The sequence below is a fragment of the uncultured Brachybacterium sp. genome, from assembly GCF_947500705.1.
In the GTDB taxonomy this organism is placed as follows: domain Bacteria; phylum Actinomycetota; class Actinomycetes; order Actinomycetales; family Dermabacteraceae; genus Brachybacterium.
Genome location: NZ_CANMSY010000005.1, coordinates 70,067 through 91,409, shown reverse-complemented (window position 1 = coordinate 91,409; position 21,343 = coordinate 70,067). Strand labels below are relative to the sequence as shown.

General features: G+C 65.6%; 20 protein-coding genes. 15 read left to right on the top strand and 5 right to left on the bottom strand.

The features are described 5' to 3' along the window. The first annotated feature begins 77 nt into the window (after positions 1-77). Positions 78-1,010 carry an SDR family oxidoreductase gene (locus Q0937_RS10600; protein WP_299303374.1) on the top strand — a complete coding sequence of 311 codons (933 nt, stop codon included), beginning with the start codon at positions 78-80 and terminating at the stop codon, positions 1,008-1,010. A gap of 47 nt (positions 1,011-1,057) precedes the next feature. Here the strand turns inward: Q0937_RS10600 and Q0937_RS10595 are convergent, their stop codons facing one another. Together Q0937_RS10595 and Q0937_RS10590 are read right to left on the bottom strand one after the other, a co-directional pair. After that, on the bottom strand, positions 1,058-1,951 hold the full coding sequence (locus Q0937_RS10595; protein WP_299303372.1) for a formyltetrahydrofolate deformylase: 894 nt from the start codon (positions 1,949-1,951) through the stop codon (positions 1,058-1,060). A gap of 62 nt (positions 1,952-2,013) precedes the next feature. Next, positions 2,014-4,221 (bottom strand): efflux RND transporter permease subunit, encoded by a 2,208-nt coding sequence (locus Q0937_RS10590; RefSeq protein ID WP_299303370.1) that lies wholly within the window; start codon positions 4,219-4,221, stop codon positions 2,014-2,016. Positions 4,222-4,321: 100 nt separating this feature from the next. On the opposite strand from Q0937_RS10590, the gene Q0937_RS10585 reads away from it, so the two are divergent. From Q0937_RS10585 to Q0937_RS10565, 5 genes are all read left to right on the top strand, one after another. Then, entirely contained in the window at positions 4,322-4,924 is a 603-nt protein-coding gene (locus Q0937_RS10585; RefSeq protein WP_299303368.1) for a MarR family winged helix-turn-helix transcriptional regulator, read from the top strand. A 211-nt stretch (positions 4,925-5,135) separates the two neighbouring features. Further along, on the top strand, positions 5,136-6,395 hold the full coding sequence (locus tag Q0937_RS10580) for an aspartate aminotransferase family protein (RefSeq protein WP_299303366.1): 1,260 nt from the start codon (positions 5,136-5,138) through the stop codon (positions 6,393-6,395). Beyond that, a complete protein-coding gene (gene doeA / locus Q0937_RS10575; protein WP_299303365.1) occupies positions 6,395-7,603 on the top strand; it encodes an ectoine hydrolase in 1,209 nt (402 codons plus the stop codon). The genes Q0937_RS10580 and doeA overlap by 1 nt, the downstream gene beginning before the upstream one ends. Positions 7,604-7,618: 15 nt before the next feature. Beyond that, positions 7,619-8,995 carry an NAD-dependent succinate-semialdehyde dehydrogenase gene (locus Q0937_RS10570; RefSeq protein ID WP_299303363.1) on the top strand — a complete coding sequence of 459 codons (1,377 nt, stop codon included), beginning with the start codon at positions 7,619-7,621 and terminating at the stop codon, positions 8,993-8,995. Between the two features lie 179 nt (positions 8,996-9,174). After that, complete coding sequence (locus Q0937_RS10565) at positions 9,175-9,564, top strand: hypothetical protein (protein ID WP_299303361.1); 390 nt, start codon at positions 9,175-9,177, stop codon at positions 9,562-9,564. 37 nt (positions 9,565-9,601) lie between these two features. Here the strand turns inward: Q0937_RS10565 and Q0937_RS10560 are convergent, their stop codons facing one another. Continuing rightward, positions 9,602-10,315 carry a hypothetical protein gene (locus tag Q0937_RS10560; protein ID WP_299303359.1) on the bottom strand — a complete coding sequence of 238 codons (714 nt, stop codon included), beginning with the start codon at positions 10,313-10,315 and terminating at the stop codon, positions 9,602-9,604. A 149-nt stretch (positions 10,316-10,464) separates the two neighbouring features. Here Q0937_RS10560 and Q0937_RS10555 point away from each other — a divergent pair, with 149 nt between their 5' ends. Both Q0937_RS10555 and Q0937_RS18030 read left to right on the top strand, forming a co-directional pair. Next, entirely contained in the window at positions 10,465-11,499 is a 1,035-nt protein-coding gene (locus tag Q0937_RS10555) for an IS30 family transposase (RefSeq protein ID WP_299303358.1), read from the top strand. Further along, positions 11,496-11,822: a prepilin-type N-terminal cleavage/methylation domain-containing protein gene (locus tag Q0937_RS18030; protein ID WP_363323223.1), complete on the top strand. Its 327-nt coding sequence runs from the start codon at positions 11,496-11,498 to the stop codon at positions 11,820-11,822. The genes Q0937_RS10555 and Q0937_RS18030 overlap by 4 nt, the downstream gene beginning before the upstream one ends. Positions 11,823-12,128: 306 nt before the next feature. Here the strand turns inward: Q0937_RS18030 and Q0937_RS10550 are convergent, their stop codons facing one another. Then, positions 12,129-14,120 (bottom strand): SIR2 family protein, encoded by a 1,992-nt coding sequence (locus Q0937_RS10550; protein WP_299303356.1) that lies wholly within the window; start codon positions 14,118-14,120, stop codon positions 12,129-12,131. A 100-nt stretch (positions 14,121-14,220) separates the two neighbouring features. Here Q0937_RS10550 and Q0937_RS10545 point away from each other — a divergent pair, with 100 nt between their 5' ends. From Q0937_RS10545 to Q0937_RS10525, 5 genes are all read left to right on the top strand, one after another. Further along, complete coding sequence (locus Q0937_RS10545) at positions 14,221-14,568, top strand: Lsr2 family protein (RefSeq protein WP_299303354.1); 348 nt, start codon at positions 14,221-14,223, stop codon at positions 14,566-14,568. A 161-nt stretch (positions 14,569-14,729) separates the two neighbouring features. After that, positions 14,730-15,839: a hypothetical protein gene (locus tag Q0937_RS10540; protein WP_299303352.1), complete on the top strand. Its 1,110-nt coding sequence runs from the start codon at positions 14,730-14,732 to the stop codon at positions 15,837-15,839. 41 nt (positions 15,840-15,880) lie between these two features. Continuing rightward, positions 15,881-16,483, top strand: a complete 603-nt coding sequence (locus Q0937_RS10535) for a hypothetical protein (protein ID WP_299303350.1) — start codon at positions 15,881-15,883, stop codon at positions 16,481-16,483. Next, positions 16,480-16,764 carry a prepilin-type N-terminal cleavage/methylation domain-containing protein gene (locus Q0937_RS10530; RefSeq protein ID WP_299303348.1) on the top strand — a complete coding sequence of 95 codons (285 nt, stop codon included), beginning with the start codon at positions 16,480-16,482 and terminating at the stop codon, positions 16,762-16,764. Before Q0937_RS10535 ends, Q0937_RS10530 begins: the two co-directional genes overlap by 4 nt. A 27-nt stretch (positions 16,765-16,791) precedes the next feature. Further along, positions 16,792-17,957 (top strand): IS3 family transposase gene (locus Q0937_RS10525; RefSeq protein WP_299303347.1). Its coding sequence is split into 2 segments (ribosomal slippage): positions 16,792-17,076 and positions 17,079-17,957, totalling 1,164 coding nucleotides; the frame shifts between segments, so codons are not numbered across the junction. A 505-nt stretch (positions 17,958-18,462) separates the two neighbouring features. On the opposite strand, the gene Q0937_RS10520 is transcribed toward Q0937_RS10525, so the two are convergent. Further along, on the bottom strand, positions 18,463-19,707 hold the full coding sequence (locus tag Q0937_RS10520; RefSeq protein WP_299303345.1) for a tyrosine-type recombinase/integrase: 1,245 nt from the start codon (positions 19,705-19,707) through the stop codon (positions 18,463-18,465). Between the two features lie 332 nt (positions 19,708-20,039). Here Q0937_RS10520 and Q0937_RS10515 point away from each other — a divergent pair, with 332 nt between their 5' ends. Continuing rightward, positions 20,040-20,258, top strand: a complete 219-nt coding sequence (locus tag Q0937_RS10515; RefSeq protein ID WP_226851004.1) for an AlpA family transcriptional regulator — start codon at positions 20,040-20,042, stop codon at positions 20,256-20,258. A 42-nt stretch (positions 20,259-20,300) separates the two neighbouring features. Next, a complete protein-coding gene (locus tag Q0937_RS10510; RefSeq protein ID WP_299303342.1) occupies positions 20,301-21,317 on the top strand; it encodes a tyrosine-type recombinase/integrase in 1,017 nt (338 codons plus the stop codon). The last annotated feature ends 26 nt before the right edge of the window (positions 21,318-21,343 follow it).

Here is a 21,343-nt window from a genome sequence, read left to right as displayed (position 1 = left end):
CGCCCGACCGGTCGTTCTGCAGGGTCCCGGCCATCACGCATTAGCGTGGGGATACAGCCGATGACGAAGGAGCCCCGATGACCGAGCACGCCGATCAGCCCCTGCCCTCCGAGGTCGCCGAACATGCCCGTGCCCTGTCCACCCGTGACGGAGAGCCCTCCTTCCCCGCGCAGGCCCAGGAGCCGCCCGGACTCACGTCACCCATGCAGCCGGTCCCAGATCACGGCGAGGGCAGCTACGTGGGCCACGGCCGCCTGCAGGGCATGTCCGCACTGATCACCGGGGGAGACTCCGGGATCGGGCGGGCAGTCGCGATCGCCTACGCGCGAGAAGGCGCCGATGTGGCGATCTCGTACCTGCCCGAGGAGCAGGAGGACGCCGAGCTGACGCGACACTGGATCGAGCAGGCGGGACGGCGCGCCCTGCTCCTTCCTGGAGACATCCGGGATGAGCAGCTGGCCCGGTCGCTCGTGACCCGCACCGTCCAGGAACACGGCCGGCTCGACATCCTGGTGAACAATGCGGCCTTCCAATGGGGCCGAGCGGAGCCCAAGGGGCTCGAGGGCATCAGCTCCGAGCGGCTGCACCGCACGCTCACCACGAACCTGGAAGCACTGTTCTGGATCACCCAGGAGGCGGCCCGGCATCTGGGCGAGGGGGCGAGCATCATCAACTGCTCCTCGATCCAGAGCTACGATCCCTCGGTCCCTCTCATGGACTACGCGTCCACGAAAGCGGCGATCAACAATGTGACCGTCAACCTGGCGGCGGACCTCGGCCCGCGCGGGATCAGGGTCAATGCGGTCGCGCCAGGACCGATCTGGACTCCGCTGAACGTCGCCACGCGCGTCAGCGACGACTACGTGAGCTTCGGGGCGAACACCCCGTTGGGCCGCGCGGGGCAGCCCTCCGAGGTGGCGGGAGCGTTCGTGTTCCTGGCCAGCCCCGCAGAGGCCAGCTATGTCTCCGGCACGGTGCTCGGAGTGACCGGTGGCCGACCCGTCTTCTGAGCAGGTCTTCCGAGCTTGTCTTCCAAGCTGGTCTTCCCAGCTCGGCCTCAGCGGAAGATGACTGTGCGGGGCCCGTCCAGCAGCACGCGGGACTGCGCGAACCAGGTCACGGCCTGGCGGAGCGTCCGCACCTCGGCATCCTGACCGATCGCCATCAGCTCCTGCGGGGAGCGGGTGTGATCGACCCGGATCACGTCCTGCTCGATGATCGGTCCCTCGTCGAGGTCGCTGGTCACGAAGTGCGCGGTCGCGCCGATCTGCTTCACCCCGCGCGCGTAGGCCTGGCGGTAGGGGTTCGCGCCCTTGAATCCGGGCAGGAACGAGTGGTGGATGTTGATGCAGTGACCGGCGAGCTCAGCGCACAGCTCGGGGGAGAGGATCTGCATATAGCGGGCCAGCACCACTAGTTCGATGTCGTGCTCGGTGATCGCCTCGCGCACCCGCTCCTCGAAGGCGGCCTTCGCGCCGTCGCCCTTGGTGGGCAGGTGCTGGAAGGGCACCTCGTAGAAGCCCGCCAACCCTTCGAGGGTGGGATGGTTCGCGAGGATCAGCGGGATCTCGATCGGCAGGTTCCCCGCCTCGACCTGGAACAGCAGATCGTTCACGCAGTGCTTCGCGGTGGAGCCGAGCACCAGCGTGCGCAGGGGCCGGCCCACCACGTCGATGCGGTGCTCGAGCCCGAACCGCTCCACCACCGGGGACAGCGCGGCCTCGAGCTGCGCGAGCGGGGCCGCGGTGACGACCTGGAGCCGGAGGTAGAACCGGTGGGTGGTGCCGCTCTCGAACTGGCGGCTCTCGGTGATGTTCCCGCCGACCTCCACGATCGCTCCGGTGACCGCATGGACGATGCCGGGAGCGTCCGCGCACACGACGGTGAGGACGAACTCGTTCAGCGCCGTGGCGGACTCGGGCGGGGTCAGGGAGGAGGGGGTCGCGCTCATGCGGCAAGTCTAGGAAGTCGCGCAGGTTCTGAGGCTCAGGGCCTCAGAACCTGCGGGCTACGTCACGCCCGGCCCGACCTCCACAGCTTCGAAGGCCACCAGATGATCTTGCCCAGGTCCAGGGCGAGAGCCGGAACCAGCAGGGTGCGGACCACGAAGGTGTCCAGCAGCACGCCGAAGGCGACGATGAATGCCAGCTGGGCGAGGAACAGGATCGGGATCACGCCGAGCGCCGCGAAGGTCGCCGCGAGCACCATGCCGGCCGAGGTGATCACCCCGCCGGTGACGGCGAGGCCGCGCACGACCCCCTCGCGGGTGCCATGCTTCAGCGACTCCTCTCGGACCCGGGTCATCAGGAAGATGTTGTAGTCGATGCCGAGAGCGACCAGGAAGACGAACCCGTACAGGGGGACCGCCGGATCGGCGCCGGGGAAGTCGAACAGGGTGTTGAACACCAGAGCGGCCACCCCCATCGCCGTGCCGAAGGACAGCACCGTGGTGGCGATCAGGAGGATCGGAGCGAGGATCGAGCGGAGCAGGAGCATCAGGATCAGCAGGATCACGACGAGGACGATCGGGATGATCAGTGCCCGGTCATGAGCCGAGGCGTCGTTCGTGTCGATCGAGATCGCGGTGGGCCCGCCGACCAGCGCCGTGACGTCCTGCGCGGCGAACTCGGTGCGGAGTTCGCGCACGGTGGCCTCGGCTGCCGCAGAGTCGGGTGCGTCGATGAGGGTCGCCTGGAGGAGGACGTCGCCCTCGATGACGGTGGGTTCCGGGGCAGGCGTGCCGGGCGGGCCCAGGGGCTGGATGCCTTCTTCGGTGACGGGAGCAGAGCCGCTGGGGGAGTCCTCAGCAGTGACCGTCACGGAATCGACACCGTCCGATGCCAGCAGGATGTCGGTGACGTCCTGGAGGGCCGCGTCGTCGACGAGGATCTGGGCGGGGGTCCCTGATCCGCCGGGGAAGTGCTCACTCAGCGCTATCTGGCCCTCGCGAGCGGAGGATTCTGACAGCACCAGGTCGGATTGCGGGACCCCGTCGGCTCGCAGCTGGGTCACCCCGAGGCAGCCGACCGCGAGGATCAGAGCGGTGATGATCCAGATGCGCCGGGGCCGGCGTCGGACAGCGACTGCGATCCGTCCCCAGATGCCGTGGTCGGCAGGGTCGGCGCCGGCCTCGGGCGCGTCGGGCTCGAAGCGGGGGCGGCGCGGCCAGAAGGCCACCCGGCCCATCGCGTACAGCGCGGCCGGGAGGAAGGTCAGCGCCGCCGCCATGGCGAAGAGGATCCCGATGGCCGCCACGGGGCCGAGGGTGCTGTTCGACTTCAGATCTGACAGCAGCAGGCAGAGGAGGCCGGCGATGACGGTGCCGCCCGAGGCCAGCACCGGTTCGATGGTTCCGCGCAGAGCCTTCATCGTCGCGGCCCTGCGGAGCCGGGTGTGGCGGAGCTCGTCGCGATATCGGGCCACGTACAGCAGGGAGTAGTCGGTGGCGGCGCCGATCACGAGGATGAAGAGGATCCCCTGGGTCTGTCCGGACAGGAGCAGGATGTCCGCGGCGGCGAGATACCAGATCGTGAGCAGAGCAGCGCACAGTGCGAAGACGCTCGTGGCGAGGACGACCACGGGAAGGATCACCGAGCGATAGACGATGATGAGGATGACGAACACCGCCGCGAGCGCCACGGCCAGGAGCAGCCCGTCGATGCCTGCGAAGGCGGCACCGAGATCGGCGGTGAAACCCGCCGGGCCGGTCACGTACGGGGTGAGGCCTGCGGGCAGATCGGCTGCCAACGTCGTCTCGATCTCCGTGGTCAGCTCGCCGATGTCCGCCTCCGGGTCGAGCGGGAGGAAGAGCTGTGCGGCGAGGCCGTCGTCCGAGATGATCACCGGTGAGATCTCGCCGGTGATCCCGTCCATCTGCGCCAGGTCGGTGCTGGTCTTCTCGAGCTCGGCAGTCACCTGGTCATCGATCTCCTCGTCCGAGGTGATGACGACGATCGCGGGCAGCGAATCCGATCCGAGGAAGTCCGAGGAGACGAGGGAGACCTGCGTCGCGTCAGCAGTCTCGGGAAGATACGCGGTGCGGTCATTGGAGGAGACCTCCTCGACCCGGCCGAAGTACGGCCCGCCCACTGCCGCCGCCGCGAGCCACGCGATGATCAGCAGCGCCGGTATCAGCACGCGGAGCACTCGCGGGATCACTCGCGTGCTGCGGCGGTGCGTCGGCTCACCGGAGCCGGCCGTCGAATCTTTCCTGGAGGCCATGATCGTCCCTTCGAAGTGGCGTGACCGGGACAGTGTCTCACAGATTAGTAGTTAGCTAAGATATATACTTAGTGACGTTCTGAGGAGTAGTGTTGTTTCCATGGAGACGTCAGAAGAGGGGTCGGCACCGCGGGCTCGAGAGAGCGCCACGCGGTCGATGTTCTCGATGGCCGCAAGCGATCCGCACCAGGAGCTGATCGACTACAGCGACCTTGAGGCCCAGGACATCGAGGAGATCGACGCTCTGATGGAGGCGCTCTCGAGGTTGCGCGCCGCGGAGAAGGCCCTCTCGGAGGCCTCCCTGAGGTACATGGAGCTCAGCGAGACCGACATGCGCGCCCTGCACTTTGCCATCGTGAGCGAGAACACGGGATCGGAGGCGACGCCCGGGGCGATCGCCCGGACGCTGGGAATCTCGAGCGCATCGACCACGAAGCTCCTGGACCGTCTCGAGAACGCTGGACACATCGAGCGGTTGCGGCACCCCACCGACCGTCGCGCGCTGGTCGTGCGCGTGGACCCCTCGACCCGCGCGACAGCGATGCGGACGATCGGCGCTCAACAGGCTCGCCGCGTGGATGCCGCGAGGAGGCTCGGCTCCGCCGAGCGCCGAATCGTCATCGGCTTCCTCGAGGACATGGCCTCGGACCTCTCCTTGGAGGGGGTCGACTGGGGAGACGCTCGAGGCAGCCGGGGCGCCTGACTCCGCGAGCGGGTCCGCCCGTCCGCGACGCGCCCGCAGGCGCACCGGCTCACGGTGGTGGGCACTGCCCTCTCGAGCCGGCCCCTTGACGGAACCGCCTCGGGTGAGTGAGGGTCGGCACACCGGCAATCACTTGCCAGACGGGGCGATCATCGCTATGCGGCCGGGCGTGACGAGCGAGGTCGCCCTGCACCGCGACGGGAGGCCCTTCATGGACAGCACCATCTTCGAGCAGCATGAGTCCGAGATCCGCGGGTACTGCCGCGCCTATCCGACAGTGTTCGCCTCCGCATCCAACGCCCGCCAGGTCGACGAGGACGGCACCAGCTACATCGACTTCTTCGCCGGGGCCGGGGTCCTGAACTTCGGGCACAACAACCCGAAGATGAAGGAGGCGATGATCGAATTCCTCCAGGCCGACGGCGTGGCGCACAGCCTGGACACCTACACGACCACCAAACGTGACTTCATCTCCCGCTTCCACGAGGTGGTCCTGGCCCCGCGGGGGATGGACCACCGGATGCAGTTCATGGGACCCACGGGCTCCAACGCGGTCGAGGCCGCGCTGAAACTGGCTCGCCTCACCACCGGCCGGCGCGAGATCGTCGCCTTCAGCCATGGCTTCCACGGCATGACCCTCGGCTCGCTCGCAGCGACCGCGAACGAGGCCTTTCGCCAATGGGCCGGAGTTCCCCTCACCGATGTCGTGCGCCTGCCCTTCGAGACCGCACCAGGTGGCCGCACCGGCGTCTCCGACTACGCCGCCGCGCTGCGTGATCCCTCCAGCGGGCTCACCCCGCCCGCAGCATTCCTCATCGAGCCGGTCCAGGCCGAGGGCGGCGTCAACATCGCCAGCAGGGAATGGCTGCACGAGATCCAGGACCTCGCGCGCGAGGTCGGGGCGCTGTTCATCATCGACGACATCCAGGCCGGGGTGGGACGCACCGGAGGCTACTTCTCCTTCGACGGGATGGATCTGGACCCGGACATCATCACGCTGGCGAAGGGGCTCGGCGGCTTCGGCACCCCGATCGCGATGAACCTCAACAAGCCGAGCGTCGATGACAACTGGTCACCCGGCGCCCACACCGGCACCTTCCGCGGGCAGGGGCTCTCCTTCGTCGCCGGGACCGTCGCGCTGGACTACTTCACCGACGAGACCTTCCTCGCCGATGTGCTCGCCAAGGGCGAGCAGATGCGCGAGAAGCTCGAGGCCATCGCCGCCGCCCATCCCGAGCAGGAGTGGGAGGTGCGCGGTCGCGGGATGATGCAGGCGCTGGACACCGGGGACGGGGCCTTCGCCAAACAGGTCCAGACGGAGTGCTTCGAGCGCGGACTGCTGATCGGCCCGTGCGGCAGCGGAGGCCGGGTGATCAAGCTGATCCCGCCGCTGACCATCCCCGAGATCGACCTGACGGAGGGCCTGGAACTGCTCGAGCAGGCCATCGACGCTGCGGCGAGGGCCCTCTGATGCGCCGTCGGTCCGATATGACCTTCGCCCCCGAGGAGTACGAACGACGGGTGGGGGAGCTGAGGCGGCGGATGACGGAGCGGGAGCTGGACGCGGTGATCATCACCGACCCCGAGAACCTGATGTACCTCACCGACTATCAGACCACCGGGTACTCCTACTTCCAGGCCCTGATCGTCCCTCTCAGCGCGGACTCGGTCATGATCACCCGCGCCCTCGAGGAGTCCAACGTGATCGCGCGGACCTGGCTCGAGAACTCCCGGGCCTATCCCGACAGCGGAGACGCGATCCTCGAGCTGGTCAGCACCCTGCGCGACCTGCGGCTGGGGGACTCCCGGGTGGGCTACGAGCGCAACAGCTACTACTTCCCCGCCTATCAGCAGGACCGCTTCCACGAGGCCTTCGGCGAGGGGCTCGTGGACTGCTTCGGGATCGTCGAGGAGGGACGGATCCGCAAGTCGCCCGCGGAGATCGAGGTGATGCAGCTCGCGGCCTATGCCGGGGAGGCCGGGATGGCCGCCGGGCTCGGCGCGGCCATGGCAGGGGCCACCGAGAACGATGTGGCCGCCGCGATCACCTCGGCGATGTTCCGGGCGGGCGGGGAGTTCCCGGCGGTGGCGCCCTACGTCGCCTCCGGCCCTCGCTCGATGATCGGTCATTCCACCTGGGAGGGCCGCATGATCCGGCCCGGCGAGCACGTCTTCCTCGAGGTCGGCGGGTGCTACCGGAGGTATCACACGGCGATGATGCGCACCGTGGTCAACGGGGCGCTCTCGGACTCGATGCACTCCGCGCAGGAGCTGATGAAGCAGACCCTCGCGGAGCTGCGAGCCCTGATGAAGCCGGGGGTGACCGTCTCCGAGATCGCGGAGCTGACCCGTACCCGCATCGAGAGCAACGACGTGGGTGCCCAGCTGGTCACCCGCGCCGGCTACTCGATCGGGATCGCCTTCCCGCCCTCCTGGGACGAGGGGTACATCGTCTCCCTCCTGGAAGGCGATGAGCGGCAGCTCGAGGAGGGCATGACCTTCCACCTGCTGCCGTGGATGTGGGGCGTGGACGGGAACAAGACCGTCGGCATCTCGGACACCGTCCACATCACGAAGAATGGCTGCGAGTCGTTCTTCACCCTGCCCGAGGACTTCACCGTCCACGAGAGCTCCGCCCGGTCCTTCCCGACCGGCGCCGTGCTCGCCCCCCGCTTCTGAGAGGAGCAGCACCCTATGACCGTGCTGACCGCCATCGATCCCACCACCGGTGCCGTCGTCCGCGAGGTGCCCGCCGCCACCCCCGCGGAGATCACGTCGACCATCGATCGCTCCCAGGCCGCGTACACCTCCTGGAAGGACACCACCCTCGCCGAGCGCGCCGAGGTGCTGCGCAATGTCGCGACCTATCTGCGCGAGCACACCGAGGAGCTCGCACCCCTGATGACCGAGGAGATGGGCAAGCCGATCAGTGAGGCCCGGGGCGAGGTCGCGAAATCTGCGTGGGCCGCCGAGCACTACGCAGAGTTCGGTCCCGAGTACCTGGCCGAGGAACATCTGGAGTCCGACGCGACCTCCTCCTACGTGCAGTACCTGCCGCTGGGGCCGGTGCTCGGGATCCTGCCCTGGAACGCTCCGTTCTGGGTCGCCTTCCGCTTCTGCGCTCCGGCGCTGATGGCCGGGAACACCGCCATCATGAAGCACGACCCGCATGTGCCGGGCTGCGCCGCCGCGCTCGAGGAGGTGTTCCGAGCCGCCGGTGCTCCCGAGGGCGTCTTCCAGACCCTGCTGGCCGCCACCGAGGACGTCGAGCAGGTGATCCGCGATCCCCGTGTCCAGGCGGTCTCCTTCACCGGCTCGGACCGGGCCGGGGCGAAGGTCGCCTCGATCGCCGGGAGCGAGATCAAGCCCGCGGTGCTCGAGCTCGGAGGCTCCGACCCCTGCATCGTGCTGGCCGATGCGGATCTCGCGAAAGCTGCGGAGGTCTCGGCGCTCTCGCGGATCATCAACGCCGGCCAGTCCTGCATCGCCGCGAAGCGGGTGATCGTGGAGCGCTCCGTGCACGACGAGTTCGTCGAACTGCTCACCGCCCAGCTGCGGGACCTGGTGGTCGGTGATCCCCGCGATGCGGCCACCAAGGTGGGGCCGATCGCTCGGAAGGAGCTGCGCGAGAACCTGCACCGACAGGTCACCACGAGCGTCGAGGCCGGCGCCACCCTGGTCCTCGGCGGAGAGATGCCGGAGGGGCAGGGCTTCTTCTACCCGGTGACGCTGCTGACCGGGGTCGAGCCGGGAATGGCGGCCTGCACCGAGGAGACCTTCGGGCCGCTCGCCGTGGTGATGGCGGCGGATGATGCGGAGCATGCCCTGGCCCTCGCGAACGACACCCCCTACGGGCTCGGCGCCGCGATCTGGACCGAGACCGAGCGCGGGGTCGCGCTGGCCCGCCGGATCGAGGCGGGGCAGGTCGCGGTCAACGGGATCGTGAAATCGGATCCGCGCCTGCCCTCCGGCGGGATCAAGCGCTCGGGCTACGGCCGCGAGCTGGGCCCGCACGGCATCCGCGAGTTCACCAACGCCCAGCAGATCTGGGTGGGGCCCGTGAAGAGCTGACGGTCCGGGACCGGAAGGGGCTGAGCATGCGGAGAGGTGGAGAATGCAGAACACCCTCCCACCAGCAGGTGGGAGGGTGCTCTCTCTCGGTCGACCTTATTGACCTCTGTTCCACATATTCCGTAACAGGGGTCGTAGCGCCGATTCTGGCCGCTACCAGGCCCGATACAGCCGCTCCTGTGGCCGTCCGCCCGGACCGCTCACCGGACACGGCTCCACGAAATCCCGCGATCACGAAGCCGCACCGCAAGTGGAACCGCCTCAGCGACACCGCTCGTGCTGATGTAGCTTCCCGCTACAGCGCAGGGGAGACCTCTACCGCTCTGGCCAAGGAGTACGGCGTCGCCAATTCCACCATCCTCGGCATCCTGCGCGCCAACAGCGTGGTGGTCCGCCGCCAGCCGCTCACCAAGCAGCAGGTGGCAGAAGCGGCTCGCCTGTATGAAGCGGGAAGCTCACTGTCTCAGGTTGCCGAGGTGCTGAAGGTGAACCAAGAGACCATGCGCATGGCGATCCTCAAGGCTGGGGTGGTGCTGCGGGATCCGACGAAGGCGAATCAGCCGACGTGAGGTGACGCCGTCGGCTACCTTGCCCGCAACCGCGATATCAGTTGAACTGGAACCCTCGATAGGAACGATCTACACGGAACCGGCCGCCATCCTTCCGCCGCTGGAGGTAGCCACCGATGGTGTCGACGTCAATCGGCGACAGCCCGAGCGCGCGACACCGTTCGCGCACCTGCTTCACCGTGACGCCGGCCCATCGCTCGGGCCGGTGCATCATGTCCGCCTTGAGCTTCTGCTCTTCGTGCCACTCCATGTCGGTGCCGAACTCCTGAGCCGTCAGGGCCAGGTACTGCAGTACGTTTTCCACGCCTTCCGGAAGCGAACCCACTGCTCCCGTGGCATCGGCCGGCTCAGCAGGCTCAACGATGCGGTCGGCGTACAGCTGCACCGGGTTGGCATCCTCGATCCACTCCTCCGTCTCCGGCTCGCCCCATTCGATGACGGCGAGAGCGTCCACCTTGACGCCGCACAGATCATTCAGGTGCTGCCGATCCGGCCAGGCAACGATTGCACGGTGGCCCGCGAGCGACCCCATGGAGGATCCGCGCCATCTCATGTGCGCCACGCCAGTCTTCGCCACCAGCTTGGTGAGGCTCTCGCTGGGGATGTCAGCGCGGGGCGTCACGACGACTACCGAGCCGCCGGGCTGCTCCAGGAGCCAACGTATGGCTCTCAAGTTCTGCGACTCGCGAGATTGTTCGCCCTTGGTGAGGCGTGAGACGGCGACGGGGTAGGGATAGGCATTCGCCGACACTGGAATCTCCTCTGGCTGGGCATCTACTCCGAAGCTACGCGAAGCCTCTGACACCTCACCGAGCCCAGCACCTGGCCCGCCTCCCGGTGGTGTCATAGCGTCGTAGCAACACTCCCGGTCGGTGGGGGCTCGAGGCGAGGAGGCCTGGGATGGTGCGGCGGCGGCTCACGTTCGCGGAGCGGATGGAGATCTCAACGGGATCGAAGGCCGGGTGGGGAGTCCGTCGAATCGCTTCTCACCTGGGCAGATGCCCGTCAGTGGTCTCCAGGGAGATGCGACGGAACTCGACGAAGACCCGTGGCTATCAAGCCGTGACCGCGGACGTGAAAGCGCAGCGCCAGCGCTCGCGCCCACAGGTCAGGAAAGTCGCGAAGGATCCCGTGCTCGAGGCCCGAGTGAACGCCGACCTCGCGGCGTCGTGGACGCCGAACGAGATCGCGGGCCGCTTGCGTCTGGAGGCCGCAGACCCGACCGTTGACCGCATGGCGAACTCTCCCGACGCTCAGGGCCGCACCGTCAGCGGAGAAGCGATCTACCAGTACATCTACGCGATCCCCCGCGGAGAACTCGCCAAACGTGGGATCTTCTTACAGTCCAAACGGACCAAGCGCCGGCCCCGCACCACCGGCCGGACCAGGGGCGGGCCGATCGTGGGGATGGTCCCGATCGCGGAACGGGGCGAGGACGCCGCGCAGCGGCGGGTGCCGGGGAACTGGGAGGGCGACCTGATCATCGGGAAGAACGGGGCCTCGTGCGCCGCGACCCTGGTAGAGCGGATGAGCGGGTTCACCGGCCTGCTCGCCCTGCCCTCCAAACATGCCGAGGGCACCGCGGACGCGGTCATCGAGTACTTCACCGAGCTGCCCAGGATGATGCAGGCCTCGCTAGCGTGGGACCAGGGCTCCGAGATGGCGCAACACGCGAAGGTCTCCCTGGCCACGGACATGCCGGTCTACTTCGCCGACCCTCACTCGCCCTGGCAGCGGCCCAGCAACGAGAACACGAACCGGCTCTACCGGGAGTACCTCCCCAAGGGCACCGCGATCCCCGACCACCAGCCCTACCTCACCACCATCGCCGAGGAGATCAACAACCGACCCCGACGCCGACTCGGCTTCCTGACACCGACAGAATCCTTCGCCCGACTACTGGCCGGCGAGCCCCATGTTGCTTCCACGCTTTGACACCACCGCTTTCAACTTCACGACACGCACCCCAAAACGCATCGGGGGGCCCGAATAAAGGGTTCACGATCGTTGAGCTACTGGTCGTCATCGTAGTTATTGCGATTCTGGCGGCGATCAGTATCGTTGCTTACGCTGGCATCCAGGAGAGGGCGAAGGAGTCGGTAAAAAAGTCTGACCTTCAGAGCGCCGCCAAGCTAATACAGATGTTTGGCGTAGAGAATTCGCACTATCCGATAAATCACATTGAGATACGCGGAGCCCTTCCGGCGGGAAGTAGGTTGACTAGAGAGCCTGACCCATACCATTACCTTCTATATTGATCAGATGGGGTTAGTTTTGTTCTCGGCGCCCGACCCTCCGGCAGCGAATCATACTTTCGCATCGGCTCATCCATCGGGCTTAGTGAAGTGCATGTCGGTCCCACTTCTCAATCTGCCGAAGCTTGCCCGGCGCTCGGCATGGATTCAGCCGCTTACAGCCCGTGGCTCAAGGGCGATGCGAGCTGGGGGACATTTTAAGTGACCCAGGGTTATGGTCCAGGACTTGACCCTGAGAGCTGTTAACAATACAAGTTGGCTAAGGCGATGGCTGGCACGTTAAGCCCTAAGAGGCTCCAAACCAATCGACTAGCGATCACCCGGACTTTCACGCACTGGCGGCAGCCCGCTGTCCAGCCAAATTTCCCAAGGCATTGCTCCCCCGCCAGGAGGCAGCTGTTTCTCGATCAGATCAGTTGCTGTCGCTCCGAGTACTGCGGATACGGCCTGCATCGCGAGCAGCGCGTCACCGCTCTTCCGAAATAGTCCTGTGGTGACGAGCGGGCTTGCATTCCCGTCGAGCTGCACGTCGTCAATAAGCCTACGAACGACCGGGTTCGGAGCCCAGTCATCGCGCATCTCCCGCTCGCTCGCCAAGATGTGTGGCCGACCGACCCGCGCGAGACGGCCGAGCCGACCGAGATGCCTATCGCGCGCCTCGAACGCGAACCTATGCTCGGTCGCCCGAACGTCATCAAACGTATCCGTCGGCTCCTCAGTGGCTCTAGCAAGCTCTTCTGTGCTTAGGACTTTGTCGTCGGCGCGCCAGTATTCATCGCGCAGTTCATCGAACGATTGGTGCTGGGTCGCGACCCAGGTCATCCGTAGTAGTTCGAACGCTTGCCATGCGTCTTCAAGTGGCTCGTGTCCGATCTTTAGGACGTCTTGCAGTAGTGGCGCGAGTTTTCCGTGAAGCCGGGTATCACGATCAGAGGCGTCTTCGTAGTACGTAGAGGACGAGCGGAGGGAGGCTCCAAGTGTCTCGAAGGCTCTGCCTTGGCCCCTAGATCGCCGCGCAGCGAAGAGCTGGCCGAGCAGGTCGTAGCGCTGTGCAGCTACTGCGGCGATCCCTGCCGCGTAAAACAGCATGGCCCCTGAGACGACACGTAAGTTCAGAAGCCTGACAGAACCGCTCCCGTCAACCCCGGTCGCGAAGCGCGGAACCTCGCTGAGCCACCAGCGATCGGTCTCCGGGCTCCCCCAATACGCCAAAGTCGCCACGAGCGCCGCCGGGAGCAGAGTCGCCTCCTCAACCCGTTCGACCAGCTCCTCGTAGGGGCCGGGGTCCTTCTGGGTGTAGACGTAGAACTCGGGCCGGTCGTGCAGCCGGCCAAGCTCTTGACGCAGACGATCGTGGAGCCCGATGGCCACGGGACGGCCGGCCAGCTCGCGCTTCGCTGTCTCAACGGCAACCGGGATCGTGAGCGGATGTCTCGACTGCCGTGCGGTGAGCGCCGCGACGCCGTCGGCGAGATGCCCGAAGGCCGTGTCTGCATCCGCCGTGACCGCTACGCCCTTCTTCAATATGCGTAGTTGCGCGGCATCTTCTTTCGCCTCGCTCCGTTCAATCCACGTCATCGTGAACCGCGTAGAATAGTGCTCCGCAATGGCCTTACGCAGCACTGGGTCGTACGCAGCAGACCAACCCGCCACGATCAGCCCGTAGTCCTGCAGAATGCGCTCGAGCAGGTTCTGCGTTGCCGGGTCGTACTCGCCGAGCTCGTCGACCGTGTTGCGCATCGAGGTCGGGTCAAGATAGTCGCCGTGCAAGTGCACGACGCAGCAGTCCAGCGTGTGCAGCGGTGCCATGCCCGTGATGTCTGCCGGGCTGGCGACGATCGTCGGCTCCAAGCCTTCGTCGCGGATTGCCTGCTCGATCAGGTGGTCGAAGTTGAGCGTCACGATCACCCGCACTGCGCCAGCCCGTACGAGCCGGGCGATCGCCCGATGCGCAGGGGTCGGGAGCTTTTCGTCCGCCTCGATGTCCTCCGCACTGCGCTCGAAGTAGCCGCGCAGCAGGCGCTGCCGCTCATGCTGGGTAGGGCCGAGCTTCTCCAGGACGCCCTCGTACGTGGGGGCGACTCCGAACTTGTCGAGGTACCAGGCCTCTGGATCCTCCGGCTCCTCGCCCTCAAGCGTTGCAACTTGACCGACCAGATCCATGAAGAGCGGCCACGCCGTAAGGATCCCGCTCGAGGCCGACACGCCTGCGCCAAGTAGCAGGGCGTAGGCCCCCGGATTCGAGTAGAGCGAGAACGAGGCGCTCAGTAGTGCGTCGTCGGCCTGTGTAGGACTGCTCATGGACATACTCTAGCGAGGTCGACAGAGGTTTTGACTCCACGGGTAATCCCGGGGAACATCTGTGTCGACTCAATAATGAGCTAACCGAAGGAACCTTCCGATGGCACGTAAGATTGAAACCTTGCTTATCGACGACATTGACGGCACTGAGGCCACCGAGACGTTCGTGTTCTCATACGACGGCAAGGCCTGGGAGATCGACCTCAACGCCGAGAACGCGGCAAGCATCCGAGCTGATCTCGGTAAGTGGCAGCAGCACGCGCGGCGCGCAACGTCCGCACCTGGTGGCACGGTGGGTTTCTCGAAGAAGCGCTCGTCCGGCCGCAGCCCCGAGCAGCTCAACGCGATTCGCTCCTGGGCGCGCGAGAACGGCTACGAGGTGTCCGATCGCGGCCGACTGGCCAAGAACGTTGAGGACGCGTACAACGAGGCGCACGGATCTAACTGACGACGTAGGTGGTGTCGGCGTCGTTTCCGAGGCCGGATGGGCCGGTCGCGCCACCTTCGTATCTGTGGGGAGCCAGGGCTACGGTGGCACTTGGTCGCACCGGCGGGGAGTGCAAGTATGGGCGGCGCCAACGATGACTCCCGAGGAAGCGACGTGTGCCGGTGGAACCTTTCACGATTCACTCACTCAACAACTACACGAATGTGGGTCTGACCAGTCTCGTTGAAGCCTTTGAACTTGGGCCACGGGCCGTGCGCGCGCTCATTCTGGGTGGCTACCTCAGCGTCGAGAGCCAGCTTGCGGCGGTCGGCATCAAGTACGCGTCACTCAAGGGCGCGCTCGTGCCGAACAATCGGCGCTATGAGGCAGCGTTCTTCTTCGATTCAACTCGTATTGATAGTGACTTTTACGGGCTCGAAATAGCAGACCACTGGGTCCCCGCGGTGGCGCAGGTTGGGCCGACCACAACAGCGCTTTCGGTGGGGGATATCGTGAATTTGCCCTCGGGGCTTGTGTGGGAGCAACTAGACAAGTACCTAGTAGGACAGAGGCCGTTCCCACGCGTCCCGAGCCAGCACTACTTCGTCGCTCACGTCACCAACCTCTCTAAGGGACATCGCGAGAAGCTTCACGTGGCAATTGGCGCATCGACAGATGCATATATCGGGTATGTCGACACAACAACCTGGAAGCCGATCATGACCGGCATGCTCCTGCCTCAGGTTGGTCTCCGGTCCGGCGACAAGGTCATTACCACACAAATCGAAGGTGAGGCACCGAACTTGGCCGGTTATCCGTTCGCGTCCAGCGGTCTAGTACCTGTCGGCGTGGACGATCTCAACTATGGAACGTACCTTGACTACCGACTCGACAACGGAATCCCGCAATGGGCGGCACAAGACAGCGTCTTCGCGCTAACGGCGCTTGGTGGCGACCAACAACCTGTATCGACGAGCGGGCTTACGATCGACGACTCCAGACTGGAGTACCTCCGGGAGGATCACAAAAGTTCACTCAGCGGAGCGGGGCTCGACGGGCTGGACCCGGGCGGTTTCGTCGCCGAGGTTCAAAAGAAGCTGGCCCGCGGGCTCGTGTACAACCTGCGCTTCATTCATGGCACCCGAGGTGACGTGCCTGCGCCGGAGAACGACGCAATGATGTATAGCATTCAGGTCGCGTTTCCCAGCTCCGATGGATCAATCAGGCGGTATCAAGTTGGCCTCAAGTACAAGGCTGACACCCACGCAAGCGAGATAACGACATTCTACTAGGGTGCGACGTGAGATCCGGGCTCAGCAGTAGGGTTCATCCCATGGAGTCGTTCAGCGAGTACGCCCCGGCGACGTGGAGTCGCCGGGGCCTTGAGGACGCTGGATACTTGGGCTTCTGCCGGTTCGGCGCGCTTCGAGAAAGCCGTCCGCCGACGGACCCGGGCATCTACGTCCTGCTTCGTGAATCCGACTCGGCACCCGTCTTCCTCGATCAGAGTCTGGCGACCAAGCGCGAATCCTTCACGGTTGACGTAGCGCTGCTTGAGCGTGAGTGGGTGCCGGGTGCTCAGGTCGTATACATCGGGAAGGCTACGGCTGGCCGCAACCACGATGGCATCCATCGTCGGCTGAAGCAGTACAGGCGCACGGGCGATGGACGGGCAGATAATCACAGCGGCGGGGTGTGGATCTTCCAGCTTGCCGATGCAATGGACCTGACGGTGTGCTGGAAGGCCGCTCCTGGTGCAGACGATGGGCGCATTGCCGAGCTGGAGCATGCGCTCCTCGCAGACTTTGTCCATCTTTACGGAAGGCTTCCGTTCGCGAACCGGGTACCCTTAGCCTTCGATTGGGTCGTACATACTGGGCGCTTACGATTCTATGCACAACCATCGTTGCAAAAACTACGACATTGTGACGGTTGAACAATGCTGCAAAGTTGCGCATAGTAGACAGCAATATGCAAACGCTTTCATTGGCAGGCCAGGCGCGAAAGCGCAACTTCGGCTTCACTATCGTTGAGTTACTGATCGTCATCGTGGTCATCGCCATATTAGTTGCGATAAGTATCGTCAGTTACATCGGCATCCAGAACAGTGCCAATGAAGCTGCCCTCAAGTCTGACCTACGAAACGCATCCACACAGCTCGAGGTAGAGCGTTCGGGACTGCCGCACGATCAGGTGTCACATGATCTGTGGCGCTGAGGAGCGTCACAGGGAAGGATGTGCACCATGCCCGCTCCCTATCCCCAAGAGTTCCGTGAGGACGTCGTCCGCGTCGCGAGGAACCGTGAACCCGGCCAGAAGCTCTCCGTGATCGCGAAGGACTTCGGGATCTCCGAGTCCTGCCTGACGAACTGGATGCGCCAAGCGGACGTCGAGGACGGCAACCGGCCTGGGAAGACCCGTGAGGATTCCACCGAGCTGCGCGAGCTCCGACGCCGGAACCGGCTGCTGGAGCAGGAGAACGAGGTGCTCCGCCGTGCTGCTGCATACCTGTCCCAGGCGAATCTGCCGGGAAAATCCTTTACCCGCTCGTGAGCGAGCTCGCCGCCGACGGGATCCCCGTTGCGGTGTCCCTGCGGGTCCTGAAGCTCTCTCGCCAGCCCTACTACCGCTGGCGCAAACAGCAGGTCACCGAGGCCGAGCTGGTCGAGGCCTACCGTGCCAACGCGCTGTTCGATGCCCACCGGGATGATCCCGAGTTCGGATATCGCTTCCTCGCCGGCGAAGCGGAGGCAGCTGGCCAGCGCATGTGTGAGCGGACCGCGTGGCGGATCTGCCGAGACAACCAGTGGTGGTCCGTGTTCGGGAAGAAGCGTGGGAAGAACGGCAAGCGCCCGGGCCCGCCGGTCCACGATGACCTCGTGAAGCGGGACTTCTCCGCTGACGACGTCAACGAGCTCTGGCTGACGGATATCACCGAGCACTGGACCGACGAGGGCAAGCTCTACCTCTGCGCGATCAAGGACGTGTTCTCCGGCCGGATCGTGGGCTACTCCATCAGCGACCGGATGAAGGCTCGCCTCGCGGTAAACGCCCTGGACAACGCAATATCCAGGCGTCCTGACGCTGCCAGTTGCATCGTGCATTCGGACCGCGGATCTCAGTTCAGGTCGCGAAAATTCGTGCACGCTCTGAACCGTCACCACCTCGTGGGATCGATGGGGAAAGTCGGTGCGGCCGGGGACAACGCAGCGATGGAGTCCTTCTTCGCTCTGCTGCAGAAGAACGTCCTGAACCGACGTCGATGGCGAACCCGGGAAGAGCTGCGGATCGCAATCGTCACCTGGATCGAGAGGACGTACCACCGTCGCCGTCGACAGGCCCGTCTGGGCCGGTTGACCCCCATCGAGTACGAGGCCATCATGAACCCGACCGTCAGCCTGGCGGCCTAACCTCAGCTGACACCTGATCGCGCATCAGTCCCTTGAGAATCCGCGTGAGCTGTACATCAGTCTGCCTGACACCGTCCGACGTAGCCTGCTAGCGGCCTTCTATACGCGCCTGCGGGTGTACGTCTCGGGAAGTGAGCTCAGCGTCAAGGCTGAGCGGACGATGGTCAATGCCGCTCTTCACTCCTGGCAGGAGCAACACCGCTTCGAGCTGTCCAATGCGGAGAACGACGGTGAGTGTGGGTGCGAACATGAAAACAGGGCTTCCCGTGTTTCCACGGGAAGCCCTGTTGTGACCCTGTACCGACTTACTCAGTCCAAAGGTTTGAGTAAGCCTGTACTGGTCGGGCTGACAGGATTTGAACCTGCGACCCCTTGACTCGGAGCGAACTAGGGGTAGATGCCCAGGTCGGACGACGAATGCGCTGGCAGTGAGCGGATACTTGCAGCCACACGCTTCACGGAGGTTCCGGGATGTGACCGCCAAATCCCGCCGCTAGCGGTCACTCTAGCGGTCACTTTCGAACATGGCGGCTGCCGCAGAGACCACAGCCTCCGTGCTCGTGACCGCCGTGTACCGCTGCCGATTCACGGCTGCCGTATGCCCGAACAACCGAGTGCGGGTCGCCTCCGGCAGCACGTCGTACAACAGGGTGTTGTTGGTCGTGCGCCACGAGTGCCCGCGCTCATTCTCGAACATCTCGATGTCCACCTTCTCGGCCAGCTCCTTGTACATCGCCGCGAGCTTCCTATCCCGGTTGCGCGGATCCCACGGCTTGGCCGGGTCCGTCGGCGACGGGAACAGCCACGGAGACCCCGACTCCAGCCTCGCCGCCAACCGCTTGCTCACCGCAGGGGCTAGGACAGGGACCGGGCGACCCGTCCGTGTCTTCGTGGCCTCCGGCGACAACTCAACGATGAACGTTCCCGAATCGTCCACGTGGCAGTCGTCCGTGGGCCTCATGCACAGCTCAGAGGTCCGCAGCCCCGTCGTCGCCTGCGCGAGCACGATGTCGATGCACGCGGCCCGCTCGACCACCCGCTGCCCGTGCGTCCACCGTCCACGCTTCGGCGCCTCCACGTCCTCCGGATCGGCGGCCAGCAGGTACTCGATCGCCGCGCGGTACTGCTCCGCGGTCAGCGCCCGGCCGCCCCGCGAGTATGCGGGCTTCTTCGCCCCGGACAGGTCGAGATCCAGCTCGATGAGGGGGTTGTACTCGATCACCTCATCCACGCGCAGTGGCGCCGCCAGGTACTTCTTCGCGACCGTCTTGGCATGTTTCGCGTTGACTGCGCCGTGCAGTCTCCCGATTTCCTCCAGGCACGAGATCAGGGCTCGAGGCCGCATCGCCTCTCGCAGCGACAAGCCGGCCAGAGAATGGGTGTGCTTGCATGCCTCGTCGCCGCACTCCCCGCGCAGAAGCCGGTACGCGAGCTCGTAGCGCCGGGTCGTCGTGTCGGCCAGTCGCTCGGCACGGATGGCCGGGAGCGTGACCTTGTCCAGATAGTCGAGGGTGTCGCTGGTGCCCTTCCACCTGCCGTCGCTGGAACTGCTCAGCAGGTCTGCAGCCCGCGCCCTCGCGCGAGCCCTCACCTTGCCCTTCGTTGGACCCTGAGTGAGCGGGCGCATGAGCCGCCCGTTATGAAGCCGAATCGACCATCGGATGGCGAAGCCGTCGCGGTACGGGAATACCTGAGCCCGGTCGATGCTGTGCTCTCCAGGTTCCAACCTGGTGGTCGCGGCGCGAGACATGCACGCACCTCCTCTCGCCGATCACATCAGCCTACGGTCACCGCGTCCTCGAGCGAAGTCCGTCCGATGACTTCCCAGCCCAGCGAAGGTCGACACGGTCTGAGCCCTCGTCGCCCTCTGCACCTCCTGCACAGACATCGCGTGCGTCCCCCGCATGGCCGTATCGAGGCACTCCTGCTGGTTCACGAGCAGGTCGGACCAGGCACACATCGCGTGACGCACGGTGAGGCCGCCTGCGTGCGCCGTTACCTCCGCGACAGGTTCTGTGAATCCCCGCCCACTGTCGCGGGGTACAAGGGCCGAACCGCGGCCCCACCACTTCGGAGGTCACGATGCCCCGCAAGCCCGCCGTCCACGATGTCGTCACGCTCGACGAACTGATGACCGCCAACGACGTCGCCGACGTCCTCGGACTCTCCACTGGAACCCTCGCCAACTGGCGCAGCCTCGGCATGGGGCCCACCTACGTCAAGCTCGGTGGACGTGTCCGCTACCGCGTCTCCGGAGTCAACTCCTGGGTCGCCAGCCAGGAACACGAGAGCGCCGGCTGACCCCCGATACCCTGCAGCAAGGGAGAAGACACAGGAGGGCAGATGACCAGAGCCATCCAGAAGCGGACGCCACTGCCCACGCCGGTCAGGCTCGAGGACGCCCAGAACGTAGGCACTCTCCTCGCGGCCAGTCGCTCCGCCGAGACCAGACGCTCCTACGCCTCCGCGATGCGCACCTTCACGGCCTGGTGCCAGGAGCGCGGCTACCCAGGTCTGCCCACGGGCCCGGAGGTCGTCGCGTCCTACATCGCGCACCGGTCCACGTACGTCGCACACTCGACGATCTCCCGTGACGTCGCCGCGATCGCCGCCGCGCACCTGGACGGAGGCCTCGATGACCCCACCGCCCACCACGGAGTCCGCCAGGCACTCCGCTCCGCCGGCAGGACGCTCGGGACCGCACCCTCCCGTCGAGCATCACCTCTGACGACCACCCTGATGCGTCAGATCATCGACGCGATGGACGACCTTGAGACCGCGACCGGCAAGCGCGACCGCGCAATCCTCCTCCTCGGACTTGCCGCCGCCCAGCGCAGAAGCGAGATCGCGGCACTCACCACGAACGACATCGCCCGCCAGGATGCCGGCCTGCTGCTGCGCATACGCCGCTCCAAGACCGACCAGACCGGGAGAGGAGACCTCATCGGCATCCCCCTCGGCGCCCACCCCGAGACCTGCCCGGTGCTCGCACTCGAGGCGTGGCTCGAAGCCAGCGGCAGACGCCTCGGAGATGGAACCCCCGTGTTCTCCCGGATCTACAACCACTCCCGGATCGCCAACGCTGCATTGTCGGACCGCTCGATCGCCCGCATCATCCAGGCCCGCGCCGCAGCCGCCGGCACCAGCGGGAAGGACTACGCCCACACCGCAGGAGTCGCCCAGACCTGGGTCTCCGGGCACTCACTGCGTGCCGGACACGCGACATCCGCCGCAGAGGAGGGCGTCGACCCGATGGCGATCTCCCGCACCACCAGACACCGTCGACTGGACTCCCTCGCACGGTACGTGCGCCCCGCCAGCGCCTTCGAAGACTCAACAGCGGGCAAGATCGGCCTGTAGGTGCGCAGCCGTTCGAGCTGACAGAG

What these genes read in the sequence shown, in the direction of transcription:
- Q0937_RS10600 (WP_299303374.1), top strand. Translation starts at nt 78, where the DNA reads ATGACCGAGCACGCCGATCAGCCCCTGCCCTCCGAGGTCGCCGAACAT.
- Q0937_RS10595 (WP_299303372.1), bottom strand. Translation starts at nt 1,951, where the DNA reads ATGAGCGCGACCCCCTCCTCCCTGACCCCGCCCGAGTCCGCCACGGCG.
- Q0937_RS10590 (WP_299303370.1), bottom strand. Translation starts at nt 4,221, where the DNA reads ATGGCCTCCAGGAAAGATTCGACGGCCGGCTCCGGTGAGCCGACGCAC.
- Q0937_RS10585 (WP_299303368.1), top strand. Translation starts at nt 4,322, where the DNA reads ATGGAGACGTCAGAAGAGGGGTCGGCACCGCGGGCTCGAGAGAGCGCC.
- Q0937_RS10580 (WP_299303366.1), top strand. Translation starts at nt 5,136, where the DNA reads ATGGACAGCACCATCTTCGAGCAGCATGAGTCCGAGATCCGCGGGTAC.
- doeA (WP_299303365.1), top strand. Translation starts at nt 6,395, where the DNA reads ATGCGCCGTCGGTCCGATATGACCTTCGCCCCCGAGGAGTACGAACGA.
- Q0937_RS10570 (WP_299303363.1), top strand. Translation starts at nt 7,619, where the DNA reads ATGACCGTGCTGACCGCCATCGATCCCACCACCGGTGCCGTCGTCCGC.
- Q0937_RS10555 (WP_299303358.1), top strand. Translation starts at nt 10,465, where the DNA reads ATGGTGCGGCGGCGGCTCACGTTCGCGGAGCGGATGGAGATCTCAACG.
- Q0937_RS10550 (WP_299303356.1), bottom strand. Translation starts at nt 14,120, where the DNA reads ATGAGCAGTCCTACACAGGCCGACGACGCACTACTGAGCGCCTCGTTC.
- Q0937_RS10545 (WP_299303354.1), top strand. Translation starts at nt 14,221, where the DNA reads ATGGCACGTAAGATTGAAACCTTGCTTATCGACGACATTGACGGCACT.
- Q0937_RS10535 (WP_299303350.1), top strand. Translation starts at nt 15,881, where the DNA reads ATGGAGTCGTTCAGCGAGTACGCCCCGGCGACGTGGAGTCGCCGGGGC.
- Q0937_RS10520 (WP_299303345.1), bottom strand. Translation starts at nt 19,707, where the DNA reads ATGTCTCGCGCCGCGACCACCAGGTTGGAACCTGGAGAGCACAGCATC.
- Q0937_RS10515 (WP_226851004.1), top strand. Translation starts at nt 20,040, where the DNA reads ATGCCCCGCAAGCCCGCCGTCCACGATGTCGTCACGCTCGACGAACTG.
- Q0937_RS10510 (WP_299303342.1), top strand. Translation starts at nt 20,301, where the DNA reads ATGACCAGAGCCATCCAGAAGCGGACGCCACTGCCCACGCCGGTCAGG.